The organism is Xenorhabdus sp. IM139775 (assembly GCF_028598745.1).
Lineage (GTDB): Bacteria > Pseudomonadota > Gammaproteobacteria > Enterobacterales > Enterobacteriaceae > Xenorhabdus.
In genome coordinates this window covers 14,473-29,331 of record NZ_JAQRFK010000017.1, presented here as the reverse complement: position 1 = coordinate 29,331, position 14,859 = coordinate 14,473, and the positions used below count along the sequence as shown (strand labels likewise).

Below are 14,859 nucleotides of genomic sequence, written 5' to 3'. Positions count from 1 at the left end.
CCCGTCAGGGGGAGCAGATGAAAGGAATTATACTGGCCGGAGGTTCCGGCACCCGTTTGTATCCAATAACGCGTGGCGTATCAAAACAGTTATTGCCGATTTATGACAAGCCGATGATTTACTATCCGCTGTCAGTGTTAATGCTGTCGGGAATACGCGATATCCTGATTATCTCGACACCGGAAGATTTACCTGCTTTTAAACGATTACTCGGCAGTGGCGAACAATTTGGTATTCATCTTAGCTATGCCGAACAGCCTTCACCTGATGGTCTGGCACAAGCATTTCTGATCGGCGAGGAGTTTATCGGCAATGAGGCGTGTTGTCTGGTGCTGGGAGATAATATCTTTTTTGGCCAGGCATTTAGTCCGAAACTGCAACATGTCGCGACCAGAGCAACCGGCGCGACCGTCTTCGGTTACCAAGTGATGGATCCTGAACGATTCGGCGTCGTGGAGTTTGACGAACAATATCGGGTACTTTCCATCGAAGAAAAACCGGTACAGCCTAAATCCAATTGGGCGGTGACAGGTCTTTATTTTTACGACAACAAAGTCGTGGATTTTGCCAAACAGGTGAAACCTTCTGCTCGTGGGGAGCTGGAAATCACCAGTATTAACCAGATGTATCTGGACTGCGGTGAATTGAATGTTGAATTGTTGGGGCGTGGTTTTGCTTGGTTAGATACGGGGACGCATGACAGCCTGATTGAAGCCAGTACCTTTGTTCAGACCGTCGAAAAGCGCCAAGGCTTTAAAATTGCCTGTCTGGAAGAGATCGCATGGCGCCACGATTGGCTCAGTGATGAGCAATTAAAAGCGGCGGCGGCGGACTTGGCGAAAACAGGTTATGGCAAATATCTGGTGGATCTGCTCAATGTCTATTCACGTCAACCTTGAACCTTTGGCTTGGGATAGCCAGTTTTTTGGCTTGTCCACTGCCCGTTTGAATTTTTCGTCAGCAGCGCCTGTGTTGACGGCTGCCGATTTGGATCGGTACGCCTTGGTACAAGCTAAGGTGGCAGCCCAACAAACCGCCACGCTTGATGCACTTTCGGCCTTGGGGTTTTCTCTGGTCGAAGGTGAAGTTGATCTACAGTTGGCGATTGAGGCGGGAAAAGCCCGCATTTCTGCAAAACCGTTAATGACGGCAAAACAAAACGATATCCCCGTATTGCAGGCTGCGGCGGCGCGTGTATTTACCGCCAGCCGCTTCCGTGCCCCTTGGTATCAAGCGGATGACAGCGGGCGATTTTATGCCGCTTGGGTTGAAAAAGCCGTTTTGGGTACGTTTGATCACGAATGCTTACTTATCAATAATGAACACGACCAAATAGCGGGTTTTGTCACCTTAAGGGACATGGGGCGCAGCGAAGCGCGCATCGGCTTATTGGCAACAGTACCGGGTAATCATCATCAGGGAATTGGCGATAAATTAATGTCGGCGGCGCAGCAGTGGTGTCAAAACCATCAGATACAACGGCTGAGAGTGGCGACACAACTCAGTAATACCACTGCCTTGCGTCTTTATACACGTCGTGGTGCCATGATTGAGAGCACCGCCTATTGGTTATACAGAGGACAAAATGATTCCATTTAACAAACCACCCGTAGTCGGCACAGAACTTGAATACATGCAACAAGCAATGGCGAGCGGTAAATTGTGTGGTGATGGCGAATTTACCCAACGTTGTGAAGCCTGGATGGAACAGCGTTTTAGTTGCCCGAAAGTATTGCTGACACCCTCTTGTACCGCGTCACTGGAAATGGCGGCCATGCTGTTGGATATCCAGCCGGGTGATGAAGTCATTATGCCGAGCTATACCTTTGTCTCAACCGCCAATGCGTTTGTCTTGCGGGGCGCAACCATTGTGTTCGTGGATATTCGTCCTGATACCATGAACATTGATGAAAACAAAATTGAAGCCGCCATTACAGAGAAAACCCGTGCTATCGTGCCGATGCATTATGCAGGCGTGGCCTGTGAAATGGATACCATCATGGCACTGGCGAAAAAATATCACTTGTCTGTGGTAGAAGACGCCGCCCAGGGGGTCATGTCCACTTATAAAGGGCGGGCATTGGGCACAATTGGGCACATCGGTTGTTTCAGCTTCCATGAAACCAAAAATTATTCCGCCGGTGGCGAAGGTGGGGCGACATTAATCAATGATAAGTCCATGATTGCCCGTGCTGAAATCATCCGTGAAAAAGGCACTAACCGCAGTCAATTCTTCCGTGGGCAGGTCGATAAATACACATGGCGTGACATCGGTTCCAGCTATCTGTTGTCTGATCTGCAAGCGGCTTATCTGTGGGGGCAACTGGAACTGGCGGAAAAAATCAACCAGCGTCGCCTGATTTTGTGGAATCACTACTATCAAGCCCTGAAACCGTTGGCAGATGCCGGGCACTTAGCGTTACCCATTGTCCCGGAAGGTCTGGAACATAACGCCCACATGTTCTATATCAAGCTCAAAGATGTGGAAGCGCGCAGTACATTCAATCGCTACATGAAAGAGCACGGCATCCTCAGTGTATTCCACTACGTGGCACTGCATACCAGCCCTGCGGGTGAGAAATGCGGCCGTTTCCACGGTGAAGATCGCTTCACCACCCGCGAAAGTGACCGTTTGGTTCGCTTACCGATGTTCTACAACATCACCGATGCAGAACAGCAAGTCGTTATCGACCGTATCAAGGAATTTTTTGCCTGATATGTCACTTGCCAAAACTTCTGTTTGGACGGCAGGCTCCACGCTGATTAAAATCGGCGCGGGGTTACTGGTCATTAAACTGCTGGCGGTATCTTTTGGCCCAACGGGTGTTGGGCAAGCCGGCAATTTCCGCCAACTCATTACCGTACTGGGAGTACTCTCTGGTGCCGGGATTTTTAATGGTGTCACTAAATACGTAGCGGAACATCATCAGCAACCGGAAAGGCTCAGGGCGCTATTAGGCACATCGTCCTCAATGATTTTGGGTTTTTCAACCTTACTGGCGGCGATCTTCCTCTTGTTCAGTGAAGACATCAGTATTGGCTTATTTGGTCACACCCATTACAAAACGGTTGTGCAGGCGCTCGCATTTATTCAAATGGGCATCGCGTATGCCAACTATTTTCTGGCTATCCTGAAAGGGTTCAGGGATGCTAAGGGAAATGCGTTGGCAATTATTTTGGGCAGCCTGACAGGGGTGCTTGCTTATGGCCTTTGCTATTGGCTGGGTGGCTATGAAGGCGCATTAGCTGGTCTGGCGCTAGTTCCTGCCTTGGTGGTTTTACCTGCTGGTTTGATGATACTGCATCACAAGGTGATTACATTTTCTGCCTTGAAGCCGATGTGGGATCGCACGATCGCCGGCCATCTGGGTAAATTCACCCTGATGGCGCTGCTGACCGCCATTACCTTACCCGTTGCTTATGTCATGATGCGAAATTTGCTGGCAGCGCGTTATAGCTGGGAGGAAGTCGGGATTTGGCAGGGCGTCAGCAGTATTTCGGATGCGTATTTACAATTTATCACTGCCTCCTTCACGGTCTATCTGTTGCCGACACTTTCTCGTTTGCAGAGTAAGCAAGACATTGCCCGCGAAATTGTGAAAGCACTGAAATTTGTTTTGCCTGCTGTGGTTGCTGCCAGCTTTTCTGTCTGGTTGTTGCGCGATTTTGTTATTTGGCTGCTGTTTTCCGACAAATTCATCGCCATGCGGGATCTGTTTGCGTGGCAGTTAGTGGGCGACGTGTTGAAAGTTGGCGCTTATGTTTTTGGTTATTTAGTGATAGCGAAAGCGGCACTGCGTTTTTATCTATTGACTGAAGTGAGCCAGTTCCTTTTACTGACGGGTTTTTCGCATTGGCTGATACCCGCAAATGGGGCATTGGGGGCAGCCCAGTCCTATATGGCAACTTACCTTGTTTATTTCATCCTTTGTTGTAGCGTATTTATTATTTACCGCAGGCGAGCATGACAACCCTAATTCACGTTCTGGGATCGGATATCCCACATCACAATAAAACGTTACTGCGTTTCTTTAATGACGTCTTGGCCCAGGAAATCCATTTTTCCGCCAAACCGTGTTTTATGATGGTGTCTAAAGATCAGACAGAGTTATCGAATTACCCTAACTTAACGATTTCTCTTTATAACAACAAATCCGCCTTGTCACGGGCAGTGATAGAGAAAGCGAAGGCCAGTAGAACCGCTCGTTTCTTTTTCCACGGGCAGTTTAATGCGTCTTTGTGGCTGGCTTTATTCATGGGCAAAATCAAGCGGCATCAATTTTTTTGGCATGTTTGGGGCGCTGATTTATATGAAGAATCCCGTCAATTGAAATTTCGTTTGTTCTATCTGATCCGTCGCTTGGCTCAGAAGCGGGTCGGGCATATTTTTGCCACACGCGGCGATCTCCGGTATTTTTTGCGGAATTCAACGCAGGCCAAACCCGTCCCCTCATCATTGCTCTATTTTCCGACCCGCATGGAGCCAGCGCTGACGGTGACGGAGAAAGCTTTTTCACCGGATCCCCAGAAAAAAATGACTATTTTATTGGGAAATTCAGGGGATCAATCCAACCGCCATATTGAAGCCTTGCAGAAAATCCACCGTCAATTTGGCGATGAGGCGAGGGTGATTATGCCAATGGGTTATCCTGAAAATAACCAAGCCTATATTCAGCGTGTGGAGCAAACGGCATTGTCGTTGTTTCCGGCGCAAAATGTCCGCATTTTGACAGAACAACTCGCGTTTAATGAATATTTGTCATTATTGCGCCAATGCGATTTGGGTTATTTCATTTTTAATCGTCAGCAGGGGATTGGAACACTCTGCTTGTTGATTCAATTTGGTATTCCGTTTGTGTTGAGCCGTCAAAATCCCTTCTGGCACGATTTAACCGAGCAGCAGATCCCTGTTCTGTTTGAGGGTGATGAACTGAATAAACACTGGGTGCAGGAAGCACAGCGCCAGATGCTGTCCCTCGATAAAAAGGCGATTGCTTTTTTTGATCCCAATTTCATTGAGGGGTGGAAAACTGCCCTGTCGGATGTATCTGGAGAGTATCAATGACCTTGACACAATTCGGTGGGCTTTTTGTTGTTTATGTGATCTCAGTGGCCTTTATCCTGACCTTGATCTATCAAGAGTTCCTGCGTGTCCGCTTTAACTTTAATGTCTTTTTCTCATTGTTGTACTTGCTGACATTCTATTTTGGCTTTCCACTCACCAGCCTGTTGGTCTTTCAGTTTGATGTGCAGGTGGTGCCTGTCGATTCATTACTGCATGCGATGTTGGCATCCGGCTGTTTTTATGCCATTTACTATGTTTCCTATAAAACCCGTGTTTCCTATAAAACCCGGCTTGGTTATAAAACACGAATAAGTGATGAGGCCCAATCTGGCGCCTTAGCGGTGGTTGCGTCGCGCAAGCCGCTGTTTACCATGAACAGGGTGGAGACTAATCTGACTTGGTTGTTGCTTGCCGGGATTGCTGTCTTTACGGTAGGTTCGTTCTTCATGCAGAACGGCTTTTTGCTGTTTAAGCTCCAATCCTACAGCCAGATTTTCTCCAGCCAAGTTTCCGGCGTGGCGCTCAAGCGGTTCTTCTATTTCTTTATTCCCGCCATGCTGGTGGTCTTTTTCCTGAAACCAACCAAGGCACGATGGCTGTGTTTTTTAGTGGCAACGGTAGGGTTTGGCATCCTGACCTATGTCGTGGTTGGGGGAACGCGGGCGAATATCATTATCGCGTTTGCTTTGTTCCTGTTTATCGGGATTGTCCGTGGCTGGATCACGCTATGGATGCTGTTTGCTGCGGGGATGATGGGCATTGTCGGCATGTTCTGGCTGGCGTTGAAGCGCTACAGTCTGGATGTGAGCGGAGCAGAAGCTTTTTATACCTTCCTGTATCTCACGCGAGATACTTTCTCGCCGTGGGAAAATTTGGCGCTGTTGCTGGATAATTACAGCAAAATAGATTTTCAGGGGCTGGCACCGATTGTCCGTGATTTTTATGTTTTTATCCCCAGTTGGGTGTGGCCGGACAGACCGAATCTGGTTTGGAATACCGCTAACTATTTCACATGGGATGTCTTGGATAACCACTCTGGTCTTGCGATTTCCCCCACACTGATTGGTTCTCTTGTGGTGATGGGAGGCGTATTCTTTATTCCTCTGGGGGCGATCGTTGTCGGTTTTATTATCAAGTGGTTTGATTGGATTTATGAAGCCGGAAAACAAGAAAGCAATCGTTATAAGGCAGCAATTTTGCAGGCTTTTTGTTTTGGTGCCATCTTTAACATGATTGTGCTTGCCCGTGAAGGTGTCGATTCTTTTGTTTCTCGGGTCGTGTTCTTTTGTATTGTCTTTGGTTTGTGTCTGGTTGTGGCGAAATTGCTGTATTGGCTGTTTGAAAGTGCAGGGCTTATCCGAACGTTGATGATCAGCTCCTTGGCGACTTCGCGAAAAACATCTGTTCTTTTGGATGTAAGGAAAAAAAATGGCATTGAATAATATTCCCAAATACCGCATTCGTGGCCTCAATATCTGGGGATTCCGCGGCATGTCGCATTTCCTCGACCACCTTTTTCTGGATGGGCAGGTCAAAACGGGGACATTGGTGGCGATTAACGCAGAAAAAGTGCTCACCGCAGAGCAAGACAATGCACTGAATATGTTGCTGGATGAGGCTGAATATTTATACGCAGATGGCATTAGTATTGTACGTGCCATTCGCCGCAAATACGCTGATGCGGATGTGTCGCGTATTGCGGGCGCTGATTTGTGGGAAGCCCTGATGGAACGCGCCGGGTGTGAAGGCACGCCGGTCTTTTTGGTCGGCGGGAAACCGGATGTTTTGGCTCAGACTGAGAAGAAATTGCGTAGCCAATGGAACGTGAATATCGTTGGCAGCCAAGATGGCTATTTTACCCCCGAAACGCGTGCTAAGGTGTTTGAGCGGATCCATGCCAGTGGTGCTGCAATTATTACGGTAGCGATGGGATCACCCAAACAGGAAATCTTTATGCGTGATTGCCGCAAGGTACATCCAGATGCACTGTATATGGGGATTGGCGGCACTTACGATGTTTTTACCGGGCAAGTGAAACGTGCACCGAAAATCTGGCAAAATTTAGGCTTGGAGTGGTTGTATCGCTTGCTCTCTCAGCCAAGCCGCATTCGGAGACAGATAAAGCTATTGAGATTCCTTGGCTATTATTACGGTGGTAAGCTCTGATCCTGATCTGACAATCTCTCTGTTTTCTACCTGCTGCATCGGAACATGCGCTATTCATGTCATGTGCAGCAGGCTGCTGCTTCATTTCTGATCGCAGTCCTTATCGTTTATCTGCTTGTTCTCAAATCTTATGTGGCAAAAACGTGGAATAACCGCCGTTTTATCATTTTTTTATTTCACTGATTGGCAAAACGTGTTTTGATCCCAGCCTTTTTTACAACGATTGATTATCAATTCCTGTATTTTTCTGTTTGCAAATATAAACATCATAAAAGTGGATTAGGGAGTTTTATGAGTGATTCTAAACAGAGCCTGCAAAGGGGACTTGAGGCACGTCATATTGAGTTGATTGCGCTGGGTGGCACCATCGGTGTCGGGTTGTTCATGGGATCAGCCAGTACCTTGAAATGGGCCGGTCCTTCTGTTTTGCTGGCTTACATTATTGCTGGGCTTTTTGTTTTTTTCATCATGCGTTCCATGGGAGAAATGTTGTTCCTTGAACCTGTCACGGGTTCATTTGCTGCTTTTGGACATAAGTATCTGAGTCCTTATTGGGGATGCTTAACCGCATGGGGTTACTGGTTCATGTGGGTTTCTGTCGGGATCTCAGAGATCACGGCCGTGGGCGTCTATGCTGAATTCTGGTTTCCGGAATTACCCCAATGGGTTTCAGCACTGGTGGCGGTTGGATTGGTTGCCTTGGCAAATCTGGCGGCAGTCAGGCTGTATGGTGAGTTGGAGTTTTGGTTTGCCATGATCAAAGTCACAACGATTATTGTGATGATCCTGGTTGGCATCGGCTTGATTTTCTTCGGGCTGGGCAATGACTGGCAACCGATTGGTTTGGGTAACCTGACCTCACAGGGTGGTTTCTTCTCCGGTGGATGGAAAGGCTTTTTATTTGCGCTCTGTATTGTGGTTGCCTCCTATCAAGGGGTAGAGCTGGTTGGTATTACCGCCGGTGAAGCGAAAAACCCACAAGTGACCCTTAAAAAAGCGATCAACAATATCTTGTGGCGTATACTGATTTTTTATGTCGGTGCGATTTTTATTGTTGTGACCTTGTTCCCGTGGACAGACGTCGGCGCACTGGGCAGCCCATTTGTGATGACTTTTGCTAAAGTGGGTATCGTTTCTGCGGCCGCAGTGATTAACTTTGTGGTGCTGACTGCTGCGCTGTCAGGATGCAACAGCGGAATGTACAGCGGTGGCAGAATGCTGTATGCCTTGGCGCAGAACCGTCAATTGCCTGCTTCATTGCTGAAATTGTCGAAAAATGGTGTGCCGGTAAGATGTGTTGCCATTACCATTGTTTGCCTGATTGCGGGTTCCAGCCTGAATTATCTGATACCTAATCCGCAGTCAGTCTTTGTTTACGTTTATAGTGCCAGTGTATTGCCTGGTATGGTGCCTTGGTTTGTGATCCTGGTCAGCCAATTGCGTTTTCGTAAACATCATGAGGAAGCCATGAAACAGCATCGGTTTAAATCGATTCTGTTCCCTTATGTCAATTACCTGACATTGATTTTCCTGTGTTGTGTCTTGGTAGGTATGGCGATTAACACGGATACACGTTTCTCACTGATGGTAGGGGGAATATTTTTGCTGATCGTGTCATCAATTTATTGGTTGATGAAGTTATATTTGGCAAAAAGATCCTGTTCATAGCCCGGTCGCGGTGGAAATATGCTGTCTTTATCAGCTAAATGAGCAAAGCATAATCAAACGCATCATTTCTTTTAAAAAAGCACTGGACAGTACGACATTAAATCCGTACTATCCTCCACCGCAACGGCGTTAAGCGCCCGTAGCTCAGCTGGATAGAGCGCTGCCCTCCGGAGGCAGAGGTCTCAGGTTCGAATCCTGTCGGGCGCGCCATTTAAAGCGTGCAAGAGCAGTGACAGTGAGTTATCTTTGGTAAGCAGTGGCGTTGTTGTGAAAATATTGTTGTAAACGTTGTAAACATAGCAGTATGTAAAGAAAGATAACTGTTATGGTGGCTATAGCTCAGTTGGTAGAGCCCTGGATTGTGATTCCAGTTGTCGCGAGTTCGAGTCTCGTTAGCCACCCCATCTTTTTTATGAAACGCGAGGGTGGCGGAATTGGTAGACGCGCTAGCTTCAGGTGTTAGTGTCCTTACGGACGTGGGGGTTCAAGTCCCCCCCTTCGCACCATAAAAAAGAGAAAAAAATATATTTCGGCGAGTAGCGCAGCTTGGTAGCGCAACTGGTTTGGGACCAGTGGGTCGGAGGTTCGAATCCTCTCTCGCCGACCAAATTTTGAGAAAACCCCGCGAGTCGGGGTTTTTTCGTTTCTCTGTTTTGCCTGCTGATAAAAAGATTTTTCCTTTCTGTTTCTTGTTAATTTCTGTTTGATTTTTAGCGTAAAATTAAAAGCGATTGCTTTTATCAATGAATTAACGTTCTGTTTTAAAAGCTATTTTTTTATTAGTGTTGTATTTCAACGACAAACCATATCACCCAATGTCTCAAATGGGAGACATTTAACATCATGATTTATATCAACTATATGTAAAAAGCTCAAAGGGCGTCTCAAATGAGAGACGGTCTTTTTAACGATACTTGGTGAAAGTCAGGCTGTTTATTATGGAAAGCCTGACAAATCTTGGATAAGGAAGGTTTATCCAGATTGAGAAAATTGGCACGTAAAATGCATTATTAAGATCGTAGATACTCATCCCACTCCTTATGACAGTCTATGACTTCATAAACCTCAGGATGATGTAGAGCTGATTGTCGGTGCCTATGGTCCATGTTATAGATGAGTGAGCATTCTGTCTTTTCATCGCAAACCGGACACAACGTTGAGTGAGGCACTATCCGTCTGTAGACCTGATTGTATTTATACACCTGTCTTGTTTGATAGGTGTTTTTTTTGCCTGTAGAAAAGTGGGGATAAACTTCAGTCAGTTTGCCACTGGCTTCAATGGTGAAGCCTGAATTCCATGGGATAGACCCCGGTTAACGACTCAACGGCATCCATACATCGATCATCGTTAACTGAGGTAGAAGTCATGCCTTCATTTATTCTTCGACGTCACTGTCACGCTTTAAAGTCAGCATAAAGCCCTTTTTACGGGTTTGAGTTGCTTCTTCATGTTTTTGCAATCTGTCCAGCGCATCGGCAAGCCATGCGTAATCATGGGCATCGGGTCGCTGTGCCAACGCTGCCCTAAATGCCGATTCCGCATGTGCCCATTCACCATGACGCAAAGCAACCTGCCCCAGCGTACTGTTGAGCAATGGGGTAGCACCATGTTGCTTTAATAGGTGAGAAAGGGCTTTCTTTATGGCTGTAGGATCCGTTGTCTTAAGGTGTGGAATTAATAGCAGGAGACGTTCGTCGTACTGCTGTTTTAGCCCATCCAAAATGATTTGTTGAGCCGTTTCGTGATCATTGCATTCCATCAAATGCTCCGCCATCACGACTTGCAGCACAATGTCATGGCGAATTTTGCGGCTTTGATCTTTCCACCATATTTTCAGGCCAGCGCTGCCTTTCTCTGCCATAACCTGATTCATTAATCCGCTATAGGCTTGCTGACGCAATTTAAAGATCCCGTCTTCACTGTGCAGGTTTACTTTCAGCATAGAAGGCAAAATATCAATCAGGGATTGATAAGCACCGGAAAGAGAGTAAGCCTGTTCAGCCAATCGCAAGACCTCAGGGTGACGGGGCGCATGATCCAGCAATTTATCCACACCCTTGCGTGCGGCATGAATGTCACCTTGTGCCAGTTGGACGCGCACACGGCTGATATCAACGGGAAGCTGGTCTTTATCAGCCACTTCTGCCGCTTGTGCAATATATTGGTTGGTTTGAAAATAATCACCACGCCGTTGAGCGGCTTCTGCGGCCAGCAAATAGTTCACGACCGGAAGTTCTGCATGGTCAGCGTTGCGTGCCATCAGGCGTTCAGCCTGCCTGAAGTCCCCTTCGGCGAGTTTCAGCAGTGCCCGTTTGGTTTGTGAACGGGCACGATTACGCTTATACCCACCAAAGATCCAACTATGGGTGGATGTGCCGGTGCGTTTTAAGCGGCGATAGCACCAACCGATAAAAATCAGCAGGAATTGCAGCAGAAGGAAGATGATCACCAGCCCGGTGATACTGGTGGTGATATTATGCTCGTCCGTCTGGATCAAAACATACCCTTGATGACCTGACATCAAGGGGCCGAGTACAATCCCCACAATCAGGATAACGAACAGCAATAAGACTTTCAGCATGTTCAGATCTCCTCAGCCGGATTTTTTGCCTGATCGGTCGTTTCTGTTGTCGCCGGCAGTGATTGCGCATCAGGCTGAGTGTCTGGTTGAGAACCCGTTTGGGATGGCTTGGCGTGAGGCAATGGCTTTGAATGCGGTAACGTTGAATGCGGTAAATTGTAGATACGTTTACGTACCAGCTCTGCCAATATTGACTGGCTGCTCAGTTGTTCAGGAACATCAATAGACAGCGGTCTTTTTTGCAGTGAATCCACATTTTTTAAAAAGTTTTCGGCATCTGGGGAAGTGGTTTCAAAATAAGTCTTCACCCAAGTTTGAACATTATCTAACGCATCCTGATAAATTTTAACCTGATGGCGGGGAACGGCCTGCGCAGCAATGAGCAGTTTGGAACGAATGTTCTCGCGGAGGTAAACTCCCTGATTGGGTGCCAGCAGCGGCGCTTTGCTGTTATCACGCGGGGTAATGGTAATGAAGTTATCCATAAAGCTGTGCCAGCTATTGCTGAGGTTTTGACGCCAGTCAGAGAGTGAAGCGGTGATTTCATGCTGATTGGCTTGCCCTGATGTGGCTTGCTCTACTTTATTGGCAAGGCGTAAATGATCAACCTGATTTGATAACTGATTCAGCATCAGGATAATGCCATCTAAATCAATCTGCTTGATTTTGGTCAGGGTATTGATGTCTGCCATGATAGCTTCACGGGCATAGAGCAGGCTGGGATCATTCATTTCAGCCAGATTCTGGTCAGCATCTTTCAGCAAGGCGATGGCGGTGGTGATATCTTGCTCGCCCCAGACTTTTCGGCCAGCCATCTTAACGAGGGAGCTTGCCTGCGCCAGCCGCCAGTTTTCGATATCTGTGTTTGACAATGCCGAAACACGGTTGCGAAGCTCTGCAATGCGATCATCTAGCTGCTGGTTTTGTGCATTGGCTTGTTGTAACGATGCCGCCAGTTCTTGGAGTTTGGCATCAACATTTTGTTTATCGGCAGACTGCTGCTGTGTCAGAGAAGCAATCTCTTGTTGAAGCGCAAGATTTTTGTCGCTTAATGCCGCATTCTGCTGTTGACCATGATAATAAATATAAAGACCACCAACCCCTATCGCCAGTGAAATGGCAATTGAGAGCGTATTGCCCACCCATCCATCACTCTTGGATTTATGGGGAGCCGTTGCAGGTTGCTGAGGGCGTTTTGTCTCAACCGCATCGGTGGTTTGCTTTTGTTCCGTCATAATTGGACATCCCATATTAATTTATTCCAGCGCCTGGATTAAGGCGTCATTATCTGCACTTTTGGCGACTTTTATTGTTTGCCAGCCCAGAGATCGGGCGATATCAGCAAGGCGTTCGCTGACCACAATCAGCCTGCAATTCAGTAACCATGCTTTCCCATCGCTATCAGTGACTAAGTTATATAATAGTTGCAGCATTTCGCCACTGGTAACCACGAGGGTTTTTATATCACATTGCAGCCAGTGACGACTGAAATTGGCGGCATCATATTTGACCGGCTGGCGTGAATAACATTCACAGTAATCGACTTCACCTCCCCGTAACCTTAATGTTGAAGCGATCACTTCGCGGCCACCATTGCCCCGGAGCAATAAACTCTTTTTATTGTCCATTTTTTGTAAAACGGGAAGTTGCAGTAGATCTTCACTGGTTTCACCTTGCCCAGAGCAGCCGATTTCCAACCCAGTGAGCTGATGAAACATCAGGGAAGTTGATTTGCCGATACCATAATAAGATAACTGATGAGGCCATGACTGGCCTTCTTGCATAAGTCGCTCATTGGCATAATGGACGGCATTTTTTGATAAGAGAAAAACCAGATCTCCCGCAGATAGCCATTGCAGTTTTTGTGACAGTAATGGTAAATCCGCCCCAGGGTGAATGTCGATAAGGGGGGCGCTAAAGGCTGATTTTCCCATAGACCTCAGCCGCTTGACCAATTCCTCTCCGGCAGGGGCGGGGCGGGTGATCAAAATACTCATTCCGGTGGATTCCTCTGGTATACGCCAGCCAAAATCTGGCGTGCGCCTTTCTCCAATAATTCTTCCGCCAATGCGATACCCGCTTGACGGGCGTCTTTGGGTGATACCACTCTTTCACCGCGCACGATCACTGTGCCATCCGGGGCGCCAACGAGTGCGCGTAGCCAAATACGCTCTTCCTGCCAGACGGCATAACTGCCAATCGGTACTTGGCAGCCGCCTTCAAGGCGAGTGTTCATGGCTCTTTCAGCGAGAACGCAGACTTCTGTTCTGGCGTGGTTCAAGGGGGACAGCAGTTCACGGGTCTGATGATCATCAAGCCGGCATTCAATACCTACCGCCCCTTGACCGACGGCTGGCAGCAATAACTCAGGCGCTAATGGCATACGGATGCGTTCTTCCAGCCCTAACCGTTTCAGCCCCGCGGTTGCAAGAATAATGGCGTCATAATCGCCGTTATCGAGCTTACTTAAACGCGTACCGACATTACCGCGCAAATCACGAACTACCAGATCAGGACGTTGCTGACGGATTTGGCACTGGCGGCGCAGGCTGGATGTCCCCACAACACTGCCGACGGGGAGGTCATCGAGCGAGGCGTATTTTACTGAAACAAAAGCATCCCGTGGATCATCCCGTTCGCAGATTGTGACCAACCCCAAACCATCAGGAAATTCGACCGGGACATCTTTCATGGAGTGGACGGCAATATCAGCCCGCTTTTCAAGCAGGGCCAGCTCCAATTCCTTCACAAACAGCCCCTTGCCGCCGACCTTTGCCAATGGGGTATCGAGGATAATATCGCCGCGTGTCACCATCGGAACCAGCTCGACTTGCAATTCCGGATGAAAGTGTTTCAGTTGCTTTTGAACATATTGCGCTTGCCACATAGCTAATGGGCTTTGGCGGGTAGCGATGCGAATGGTTTTCATTGTCATGGATATATATATTGGGTAAGTGTATTGATTGATTGGAAATAATGGCTTTTGGCCACCCGTTGTCACCAATTAGTCAGAAAATAGTGCCAGTTTTAACATCTCAATGATTTTTTTTCCAGTGACGAAAAAGTCAGGAAAAAATCAAAATAGTTAATGGATATACCGATTATAAGATAAAAATAATTTTAATTATTAAAATAATATTTTATTCAAATAGAGAAAATAAGCAAAAAGATTGATTTAAAAGCAAATTGACATTTGTGTTTAGCGTGATGAAAAAAAGCAGCAAAAATATTTAACAAGAGAAAAATATGCTTAGATTAGCGATTTATAGAAGAGTGATGTATTTACAATGCTTTACATCCACAAGATGAAAAATTAACAATGTTAATAGTCATTCTAAAAAAGCATATTATTGTGTCTATTTCGTGATTAACTTAATA

The 14,859-nt window shown here is 47.0% G+C and carries 12 protein-coding genes and 4 tRNA genes; 12 read left to right on the top strand and 4 right to left on the bottom strand.

Translation table 11 applies throughout. From position 1 onward, the window contains the following. The first annotated feature begins 17 nt into the window (after positions 1 to 17). The 12 genes from rfbA to PSI17_RS05960 all read left to right on the top strand — a co-directional run bounded on the left by rfbA (position 18) and on the right by PSI17_RS05960 (position 9,506). The gene (gene rfbA, locus PSI17_RS06015; protein ID WP_273551102.1) at positions 18 to 899 is read left to right on the top strand and encodes a glucose-1-phosphate thymidylyltransferase RfbA; all 882 of its coding nucleotides are present in this window, start codon (positions 18 to 20) and stop codon (positions 897 to 899) included. After that, entirely contained in the window at positions 877 to 1,599 is a 723-nt protein-coding gene (gene rffC / locus PSI17_RS06010) for a dTDP-4-amino-4,6-dideoxy-D-galactose acyltransferase (protein ID WP_273551101.1), read from the top strand. Before rfbA ends, rffC begins: the two co-directional genes overlap by 23 nt. Then, positions 1,586 to 2,716 carry a dTDP-4-amino-4,6-dideoxygalactose transaminase gene (gene rffA / locus PSI17_RS06005; protein WP_273551100.1) on the top strand — a complete coding sequence of 377 codons (1,131 nt, stop codon included), beginning with the start codon at positions 1,586 to 1,588 and terminating at the stop codon, positions 2,714 to 2,716. Before rffC ends, rffA begins: the two co-directional genes overlap by 14 nt. 1 nt (position 2,717) lies before the next feature. Continuing rightward, positions 2,718 to 3,968 (top strand): lipid III flippase WzxE, encoded by a 1,251-nt coding sequence (wzxE, locus tag PSI17_RS06000; protein WP_273551099.1) that lies wholly within the window; start codon positions 2,718 to 2,720, stop codon positions 3,966 to 3,968. Continuing rightward, complete coding sequence (locus PSI17_RS05995; RefSeq protein WP_273551098.1) at positions 3,965 to 5,065, top strand: TDP-N-acetylfucosamine:lipid II N-acetylfucosaminyltransferase; 1,101 nt, start codon at positions 3,965 to 3,967, stop codon at positions 5,063 to 5,065. The genes wzxE and PSI17_RS05995 overlap by 4 nt, the downstream gene beginning before the upstream one ends. Then, positions 5,062 to 6,507: an ECA oligosaccharide polymerase gene (wzyE, locus tag PSI17_RS05990; RefSeq protein ID WP_273551097.1), complete on the top strand. Its 1,446-nt coding sequence runs from the start codon at positions 5,062 to 5,064 to the stop codon at positions 6,505 to 6,507. Before PSI17_RS05995 ends, wzyE begins: the two co-directional genes overlap by 4 nt. Then, on the top strand, positions 6,494 to 7,231 hold the full coding sequence (gene wecG / locus PSI17_RS05985; protein ID WP_273551096.1) for a lipopolysaccharide N-acetylmannosaminouronosyltransferase: 738 nt from the start codon (positions 6,494 to 6,496) through the stop codon (positions 7,229 to 7,231). The genes wzyE and wecG overlap by 14 nt, the downstream gene beginning before the upstream one ends. 291 nt (positions 7,232 to 7,522) lie before the next feature. Further along, positions 7,523 to 8,899 carry a bifunctional threonine/serine APC transporter ThrP gene (thrP, locus tag PSI17_RS05980; RefSeq protein ID WP_273551095.1) on the top strand — a complete coding sequence of 459 codons (1,377 nt, stop codon included), beginning with the start codon at positions 7,523 to 7,525 and terminating at the stop codon, positions 8,897 to 8,899. Positions 8,900 to 9,032: 133 nt separating this feature from the next. Further along, a tRNA-Arg gene (locus PSI17_RS05975) sits at positions 9,033 to 9,109 on the top strand. Between the two features lie 118 nt (positions 9,110 to 9,227). Continuing rightward, a tRNA-His gene (locus PSI17_RS05970) sits at positions 9,228 to 9,303 on the top strand. A gap of 15 nt (positions 9,304 to 9,318) precedes the next feature. After that, positions 9,319 to 9,405, top strand: a tRNA-Leu gene (locus PSI17_RS05965). A 24-nt stretch (positions 9,406 to 9,429) separates the two neighbouring features. After that, positions 9,430 to 9,506 (top strand) — tRNA-Pro (locus PSI17_RS05960). A 769-nt stretch (positions 9,507 to 10,275) separates the two neighbouring features. On the opposite strand, the gene hemY is transcribed toward PSI17_RS05960, so the two are convergent. Genes hemY through hemC form a run of 4 tightly spaced genes read right to left on the bottom strand, consistent with a single transcriptional unit; the run spans position 10,276 to position 14,416 of the window. Next, positions 10,276 to 11,481 carry a protoheme IX biogenesis protein HemY gene (hemY, locus tag PSI17_RS05955; protein ID WP_273551094.1) on the bottom strand — a complete coding sequence of 402 codons (1,206 nt, stop codon included), beginning with the start codon at positions 11,479 to 11,481 and terminating at the stop codon, positions 10,276 to 10,278. Between the two features lie 2 nt (positions 11,482 to 11,483). Next, positions 11,484 to 12,716 (bottom strand): uroporphyrinogen-III C-methyltransferase, encoded by a 1,233-nt coding sequence (gene hemX, locus PSI17_RS05950; RefSeq protein WP_273551093.1) that lies wholly within the window; start codon positions 12,714 to 12,716, stop codon positions 11,484 to 11,486. Positions 12,717 to 12,737: 21 nt separating this feature from the next. After that, on the bottom strand, positions 12,738 to 13,478 hold the full coding sequence (hemD, locus tag PSI17_RS05945; protein ID WP_273551092.1) for a uroporphyrinogen-III synthase: 741 nt from the start codon (positions 13,476 to 13,478) through the stop codon (positions 12,738 to 12,740). Further along, positions 13,475 to 14,416, bottom strand: coding sequence for a hydroxymethylbilane synthase (gene hemC / locus PSI17_RS05940; RefSeq protein ID WP_273551091.1), 942 nt, complete (start codon positions 14,414 to 14,416; stop codon positions 13,475 to 13,477). Before hemC ends, hemD begins: the two co-directional genes overlap by 4 nt. Positions 14,417 to 14,859 lie beyond the last annotated feature (443 nt).

Bases quoted from the DNA above. Each gene is read 5' to 3' on its own strand.
- rffC (WP_273551101.1), top strand. From the start codon at position 877: ATGTCTATTCACGTCAACCTTGAACCTTTGGCTTGGGATAGCCAGTTT.
- wzyE (WP_273551097.1), top strand. From the start codon at position 5,062: ATGACCTTGACACAATTCGGTGGGCTTTTTGTTGTTTATGTGATCTCA.
- hemC (WP_273551091.1), bottom strand. From the start codon at position 14,416: ATGACAATGAAAACCATTCGCATCGCTACCCGCCAAAGCCCATTAGCT.
- rffA (WP_273551100.1), top strand. From the start codon at position 1,586: ATGATTCCATTTAACAAACCACCCGTAGTCGGCACAGAACTTGAATAC.
- wzxE (WP_273551099.1), top strand. From the start codon at position 2,718: ATGTCACTTGCCAAAACTTCTGTTTGGACGGCAGGCTCCACGCTGATT.
- PSI17_RS05995 (WP_273551098.1), top strand. From the start codon at position 3,965: ATGACAACCCTAATTCACGTTCTGGGATCGGATATCCCACATCACAAT.
- thrP (WP_273551095.1), top strand. From the start codon at position 7,523: ATGAGTGATTCTAAACAGAGCCTGCAAAGGGGACTTGAGGCACGTCAT.
- hemD (WP_273551092.1), bottom strand. From the start codon at position 13,478: ATGAGTATTTTGATCACCCGCCCCGCCCCTGCCGGAGAGGAATTGGTC.
- hemY (WP_273551094.1), bottom strand. From the start codon at position 11,481: ATGCTGAAAGTCTTATTGCTGTTCGTTATCCTGATTGTGGGGATTGTA.
- wecG (WP_273551096.1), top strand. From the start codon at position 6,494: ATGGCATTGAATAATATTCCCAAATACCGCATTCGTGGCCTCAATATC.
- rfbA (WP_273551102.1), top strand. From the start codon at position 18: ATGAAAGGAATTATACTGGCCGGAGGTTCCGGCACCCGTTTGTATCCA.
- hemX (WP_273551093.1), bottom strand. From the start codon at position 12,716: ATGACGGAACAAAAGCAAACCACCGATGCGGTTGAGACAAAACGCCCT.